This window comes from Nocardia wallacei, from assembly GCF_029869545.1.
Lineage (GTDB): Bacteria > Actinomycetota > Actinomycetes > Mycobacteriales > Mycobacteriaceae > Nocardia > Nocardia wallacei_A.
The window spans coordinates 1-6,967 of record NZ_JARWQD010000115.1 but is presented as its reverse complement, the minus strand read 5'-3'; the positions used below and the strand labels follow the sequence as shown (position 1 = coordinate 6,967).

4 protein-coding genes and 1 pseudogene are annotated in these 6,967 nt (G+C 68.7%); 1 reads left to right on the top strand and 4 read right to left on the bottom strand.

Annotation, left to right across the window (positions count from 1 at the left end; all coding sequences use genetic code 11):
- Positions 1–223: 223 nt before the first annotated feature.
- From QH290_RS08560 to QH290_RS08545, 4 genes and pseudogenes are all read right to left on the bottom strand, one after another.
- Positions 224–838 (bottom strand): LutC/YkgG family protein, encoded by a 615-nt coding sequence (locus tag QH290_RS08560; RefSeq protein WP_280264126.1) that lies wholly within the window; start codon positions 836–838, stop codon positions 224–226.
- 205 nt (positions 839–1,043) lie between these two features.
- Positions 1,044–2,144, bottom strand: a pseudogene (locus QH290_RS08555) (transcription termination factor Rho, short form); the annotation flags it as partial.
- Positions 2,145–2,460: 316 nt separating this feature from the next.
- Positions 2,461–3,480 carry a tellurite resistance/C4-dicarboxylate transporter family protein gene (locus QH290_RS08550; RefSeq protein ID WP_280382485.1) on the bottom strand — a complete coding sequence of 340 codons (1,020 nt, stop codon included), beginning with the start codon at positions 3,478–3,480 and terminating at the stop codon, positions 2,461–2,463.
- A gap of 99 nt (positions 3,481–3,579) precedes the next feature.
- The gene (locus QH290_RS08545; RefSeq protein ID WP_280382484.1) at positions 3,580–5,214 is read right to left on the bottom strand and encodes a GMC family oxidoreductase; all 1,635 of its coding nucleotides are present in this window, start codon (positions 5,212–5,214) and stop codon (positions 3,580–3,582) included.
- A 269-nt stretch (positions 5,215–5,483) separates the two neighbouring features.
- Here QH290_RS08545 and QH290_RS08540 point away from each other — a divergent pair, with 269 nt between their 5' ends.
- Complete coding sequence (locus QH290_RS08540; RefSeq protein WP_280264133.1) at positions 5,484–6,722, top strand: cytochrome P450; 1,239 nt, start codon at positions 5,484–5,486, stop codon at positions 6,720–6,722.
- Positions 6,723–6,967: the final 245 nt, after the last annotated feature.

Below are 6,967 nucleotides of genomic sequence, written 5' to 3'. Positions count from 1 at the left end.
CACAATCTCAACACCGCCACCCGGTTGGCGGGGGGCCGCTTGCCGGCGCCCCCCTCGTGGGCCTTGACCCCGTCGGGGGGGGGGGCGGGGGCCCGCCCCCCGCCGTTGAGGCGCCAGGTCCGCACCCAGCCCCCGGTGGTGGGTTGCACCGGTGTGATCCGGTGACAGGACAAACGATGCCGTCGCGGGCTTGCCGAGGGCTTAAAGAGCGCTTGCGGTCGCGCTATTCGACGAGGACGACGATCAGTTGCCGCGCCTGCGGCTCGCCCCGGTCCCGGGAGAGTTCGAGGTCCACGGTCGCCGACGGGCCGCTGAAGAAGGTGATGGGGCGGCGCGAGTCCAGCCTGTCGAGCACCTCGGGGAGCGCGGGGGAGATCTGGTCGGCGTAGACGACGCACACGTGACAGCCGGACCGCATCGCCGAGGCGCGGGTGACCTGCCCGCGCCCGCCGTCGATGACGATGGTGCCCGAATCGGCGACGGCCCCGGCGCAGGTGGTGACCACGGCATCCACTCGATCGATGTCCTGCTGCGAATGATCGGCGACGATCCGGTGGCCGTCGGTTTCCGCCCAGCGCTCGAGCCATTCCTCGGACAGGCCGTCGGGTGCGGTCACCGAGGTGGCGCCGTTCGCGCGCAGCACCGTGCCGACGGTATCGGCGATTTCCGGTTCGATCGTCGGAATCGGCTGAGCCCCATAGTGTTTCAGCCGTTCGACGAACAGTTCGACCAGGGCCGTGCGGGCGGCGGCGGAGACCTCCGGGGGATCCTTGCGGTAATGGCGCGGCACCGGCACGGTGCGTTCGTCATCGGGGAGGGCCTTGAGTCCGTCACGCACGCGGCGTAAGAATTCTTCCCGCGAGGTCACCGGGCCCTCCGGTGCGAGGTCGGTTCGGTGCGGGGAGCCAGCCGTTGCAAGAACACCTCCAGATCGTGCAGGGGGTCGGCACGACCTGCTCGTTGCCCACCACCGAGGAACAGGCTACCCCCGGGTAGGCACCCGGCTAACCTGGCGCAACATTCCGGTGGTCAGGGCATGTGCGTCACGCGCCGGCGGTGCGAATACCGGCGAGGAACTCCGCATTGGTGTCGGTCTGGCGCAGGCCGGTCAGCAGCAGTTCGAGCGCGTGCTGCGGGTCGCGCCCGGCCAGCGTGTTGCGCAGGGTGTGGGTGGCCGACAGTTCGGCGGGCGACAGCAGCAGTTCGTCCTTGCGGGTGCTCGACTGGGCGATGTCGACCGCGGGATGCAGCCGGCGTTCGGCGGTGCGGCGGTCGAGCTTGAGTTCGGCGTTGCCGGTGCCCTTGTACTCCTCGAAGATCACGGTGTCGGCGACCGAACCGGTCTCCACCAGCGTCGTGGCGACGATGGTGAGCGAGCCGCCGTTCTCGATATTGCGGGCCGCGCCGAGGAACCTCTTCGGCGGCGCCAGCGCGGCGGCGTCCACACCGCCGGACAGGATGCGCCCGGACGCGGAGGAGGCCAGGTTGTAGGCGCGGGCCAGGCGGGTCAGGGAGTCGAGCAGGACCACCACGTCCCGGCCCATCTCGACCAGCCGCTTGGCGTGTTCGATGGCCAGCTCCGCGACCGCGACGTGGTCGCGCGGCGGCTGGTCGAAGGTGGCGGCGGCGATGTCGGCGGGCACCGCGCGAGAGAGGTCGGTGACCTCCTCGGGGCGTTCGCCGACGAGCACCAGCATCAGCTGGCATTCGGGGTGGTTCTTGGCGATGCCGTGCGCGATCGATTGCAGCACAGAGGTTTTGCCCGCCTTGGGCGGGGCGACGATCAGGGCGCGTTGACCTTTCCCGATCGGTGTCACCAGATCGGTGACGCGCGTGGTCATTTCGTGCGGTTCGGTCTCGAGCCGCAGCCGGTCCTGGGGATAGATGGGGATCAAATCGGAGAAGTGCGGCCGGGACCGGGCCTGACCGGGGGCCAGCCCGTTCACGGTGTCGACGCGGACCAGCGGAGCGTGTTTGACGCCCTCGCGCCCGGGGCCGACGACTCCGGTGACGGCGTCGCCGCGGCGCAGTCCGTGGTCGCGGACCAGCCGCATCGACACGTGGGCGTCGTCCGGCCCGGCCAGATAGCCGTCCGCACGCAGGAAGGCGCGGTTGTCGGTGATGTCGAGGATGCCCGTCATCGGCGTCCCCGGCGTACTTGTCGAGACGTTGCCGCCCGATCTGTGAATAGTGTTGTGTTCCATGGTGTTTCTCCTGGATGGGTAAGTAGTTGCGGGCGCGGCGAGAGCCGTGGTCGCGGATGGGCCGCGCCGGAGGTCCCGATGTTCCGGTGGGGTGGGGCTGGTGCGTGCCGCCACGATCGGAAACGAAGCGGGGTGAAGAAATCTTGCGGGAGGGAGTACGTCGACCTACATCCACAAGATGACGACAACGCTTACGGTAGCGCCACTATCCACAACACGCAACGGTGCCTGTCTGTTCCCCAGGTCGCGCGCAGCGTCACGTTCGGCGGACGGCGGTTGCGAGCAGGGCGACGGCGGTGGCGGTCCAGGCGGCCAGTGCCACCCACGCCTCGGCGTGACCGAAGGTGATCATCCAGTGCTCGCCGAGCACCTTGCCGAGTTCGGCGGTGCCGACGCCGTACATGCCGATCGGGAACACGATGCTCCACAGGCCCGGCTCGTAGGCGAGCGCGAAATGCTGCACCAGGTGCCGCCACACACCGGCCGCGAGCAGCAGGGGGATCAGCCAGCTGCCGAAGGCCCACAGCGCCAGCGCCGCGCCGGCGAGGAACGGCCGCAGCGTGGCGATCAACTGGTTGTCCTCGTGCTCGAGCACCTGCGCACCGGCCAGCACGCTGATCGCGGTGGCGCCCATGAAAACCCAATACGCCGGAACGAGTTTCGCCGCGGTGAGCCCGCCGCCGAACAGGGTGCCCAGCACCAGCGCGGCCACCACCAGATACAGCACCACGCCGACCGACCAGCACAGCACCGCCGGCACCACGAGGCGCCGCCCCCAGGGCTGCGGCAGGACGGTCGCGGCGACCGCCAGCGACTGGGTGCCGACCACCCAGAGAAACCAGGTGCCGTTGGCGTCGGTGACCGCCGCCTGCGGTACGTGATGCACCATCAGCTGCGCCGGAATCGCGTAGCACAGCAGTAGCCACGCCGCCGCCGCGATCGCGAGCAGGGTCAGTGCCGCACCGGCCCGGTCGTGCTTGGCCAGCCCCGCCGCGATCACGGCCGTCCCGGCGACGAAGGTCAGATAGGTGAAGCCGACGGCCGGATTGCGCGCATCGGCAATGGCGTTGTCCCGGAAGAACATCAGCCGCAGCACCGTTGCCACGGTCAGCGCGGCGAGCGCCACCACCCCGATGATCAACAGGGCGCTACCACCCCACGCCCATCCGGCCCCGGTGACCGCCCGCGACACGATCCCCGTCGCCATCACCGCCGCGAACCACCCGGGCCCGAGATTCTGCACCCCCGCTACGCGTTTGCCCAACGCCTCGCTCACGCCAGTCAGTCTGGCACCGCCCACCCTGCGTGCCGCGCAAGACCACGCAGGGTGGGCGTGTTCCGCCGCACCGGTCCGAACAGGCGCGGAGGGCCGGAGCTACGCCTCGGCCGTGATGAATTCGGCGGCCTTCTCGCCGATCATGTAGCAGGGGGCGTTGGTGTTGCCTCCGGTGATGCTGGGCATGATCGAGGCGTCGGCGACGCGCAGGCCCTCGATGCCGCGCACGCGCAGTTGCGGGTCCACCACGGCGCGTTCGTCGACGCCCATCCGGCAGGTGCCGACGGGGTGGTAGACCGAGTGCACGCGGTTGGGGAGTTCGCGGCGCAGCGCCGTCTCGTCCTGTAGGTCCGGGCCGGGGGAGTACTCCGCGGTGACATCGCCCGCGATGGCCTTGTTCGCCATGATCTCCCGGATCGTCCGAATGCCCTCGACGAGGAATTCGGTATCCGCCGGATCGGACAGATAACCCGGATCGATCAGCGGGGAGGCCATCGGGTCGGCCGAGGCCAGCCGCAGTTCACCGCGGCTCTTGGGGTAGATCAGGGTCGGGAAGATGGTGAGCGCGGCGTTGCGGTCGACCAGGTGCAGCTTGTCCTCGTCCTGATTCGGCACCGGATAGCTCCACGGCAGGGTGTGGATCTGCATATCCGGAATATCCTGGGCGAACGAGGTTTTCACGAAGCCCACGTTCTCGAAGACGGTGCGGCCGAACCAGCTGCTGCCCGGGCTGCGCAGCTCCCGCATGACGCCGCGCGCGAAGTAGGTCGGGATGCCGCGGTGGATCGCCTTCTTGGACAGGAAGGTCATCGGCACGAACAGATGGTCGTGCAGGTTCTGCCCGACCGGCAGGTCCGCGTGCACCGGGATGCCCAGATCGCGCAGGTGCCCGGCCGGGCCGACGCCCGACAGCATCAGGATCTGCGCCGACCCCATCACGCCGCCGGAGACCACGACCTCCTTGGCGGCGCGGATGATCCGCCGCCCGCCCTTCTCGATGACCTCGACGCCGGTCGCCCGGCCGTTCTCGATGACGACCCGCGCGACATGCGCGTTCGTCACCACCGTCAGATTCGGATTCGGCCGGTTGGTGAGGTATCCGCGCGAGGAGCTGTAGCGCAGGCCGTAGCGCACGCTCTGCTGGAAGATGCTGATGCCCTCCTGGGATTCGCCGTTGTAGTCGGCGATCCGGGGCACCCCGAGGGTGTCGGTGGCCGCGGTCATGAACGCCTGCGAGATCGGGGTGAGGTCCTTCTGCCGGGTCACCTCGATCGGACCGCCGCTGCCGCGCAGGTCGCTGGCGCCGTCCTCCCAGTTCTCCAGTCGCTTGTAGGCGGGCAGGACGTCGTCGTAGCTCCAGCCCTCGCAGCCCTCGGCCGCCCAGGAGTCGAAGTTGGCCCGGTTGCCGCGCACGAACAGCATGCCGTTGACCGAGCTGGAGCCGCCGAGCACCTTGCCGCGGGTCATCGGGATCTCGCGGTCGTTGGCGTGCTTCTGCGGAACCGAGTTCTGCTTCCAGGTCACGCGCTTCTTCAGCTGCGGGACCGTGTGCACCATGGTGATCGCGCCCGGCATGGTCACCAGGCGGGTGTTGTCCTTGCGCCCGGCCTCCAGCAGGATCACGCGGGCACCGTGCTCGGCGAGCCGGCCCGCGATGGTGGCTCCGGAGCTACCCGCGCCCACGACGATGTAGTCGGCTTCGGTGGCATCCGCGCTGCGCGGAGAGTCGGTCATAGTGCTTACCTCATCCTCGAAGTGGTCGTCGTCGGCGCTCGGGGAGCGTGCCCGAGATCACTGTAGAACAAGTTCTAATTCAGGTGAAGATCCGAGGTGCGAAGAGGTGTCCGGCCGGACCGCTTCGGGCTCACGGGTCGGTGGCGCGATAGATATTTCGGAATCATGCCCAGACACCTGTTCAGTTGGGCGTCGAGATGCTTCAATCGACGTAGAACTCGTTTCATTTACATCTCGGTTCGCACTGCCGCGAACACTGAGGAGGAGCCGTGTCCGTTCCGGCCGCAGCAGACCCCGGACTACCTGCCGGATTCGATTTCACCGATCCCGAACTATGGGGGAACCGCAGCCCCGTCGAGGAGTTCGCCGCGTTGCGGCGCACCGCGCCGGTGTGGTGGAACGCCCAGCGCCCCGATCAGGCGGCGCCGTTCGACGACGGCGGGTACTGGGTGGTGAGCCGGCACGAGGACATCAAGGAGATCTCGCGCCACTCGGATGTCTTCTCGTCCCAGCAGAAGGGCGCGATCATCCGGCTCCCCGGCTACGCCACGCCCGAGCAGCTGGAGGGGACGAGCGCGCTGCTGGTCAACATGGACCCGCCCAAGCACACCAAGATCCGCCGCATCGTCTCCAAGGGCTTCACGCCGCGGGCGGTGGAGGGGCTGCGGGCGGCGCTCACCGAGCGCGCCGAGCGAATCGTGCACGCGGCCAAGGAATCCGGCGGCGGCGACTTCGTGCAGCAGGTGGCCTGCGAGCTGCCGCTGCAGGCGATCGCCGAACTGCTCGGCGTGCCGCAGGACGACCGGCACAAGCTGTTCGACTGGTCGAACCAGATGCTCAACTACGACGATCCGGAGTACGGCGACTCCGTCACCGCCTCGGCCGAGGTGCTCGGCTACGCCTGGAACATGGCCGAGCAGCGGCGCGCCGAACCCGCCGACGACATCGTCAGCCAGCTCGTCAACGCCGATATCGACGGGGAGGCGCTGGGATCCGACGAGTTCGGCTTCTTCGTGATCCTGCTCGCGGTGGCCGGTAACGAGACCACCCGCAACGCCATCACGCACGGGATGAAGGCATTCGTGGATCATCCGGAACAGTGGGAGCTGTACCGCGAGCAGCGCCCGCGCACCGCGCCGGACGAGATCGTGCGGTGGGCGACGCCGGTCACCGCGTTCCAGCGCACCGCGACCCGCGACGTGGAACTGGGCGGGCAGCGGATCGCGGCGGGGCAGCGGCTCGGAATCTTCTACAGCTCCGCCAATTTCGACGAGGCGGCCTTCGAGCAGCCGCACCGCTTCGACATCCTGCGCGACCCCAATCCGCACCTCGGGTTCGGTGGGACCGGTGCGCATTTCTGCGTGGGTGCCAACCTGGCCCGGCTGGAGATCGACCTGATGTTCAACGCCATCGCCGATGCCATCCCCGACCTGCGCCAGCTGGACGAGCCGGAGCGGCTGCGATCGGGGTGGATCAACGGCATCAAGCACTGGCGCGTCGCCTACTGATCCCGGCCAAAACCATGCCGGGAATGTGAACTTCGCCGCGCGCCGGGAATGAGGACTTCGCCGTGTGCCTGGGGTGTGGGCTTCGCCGCGTGCTAGGAATGTGGGCTTCGCCGTGTGCCGGGGGTGTGAATTTCGCCGCGTGCTGGGAATGAGGACTAGGCCGCGTGCGGGGGTGTGGGTTTTGTGGCGTGCTGGGTATGAGGACTAGGCGGCGTGGGGGGGTGTGGGATTTGTGGGGTGGTGGG

Excerpts from the sequence above, each read along its gene's own strand:
- QH290_RS08545 (WP_280382484.1), bottom strand. The coding sequence starts at position 5,214 with ATGACCGACTCTCCGCGCAGCGCGGATGCCACCGAAGCCGACTACATC.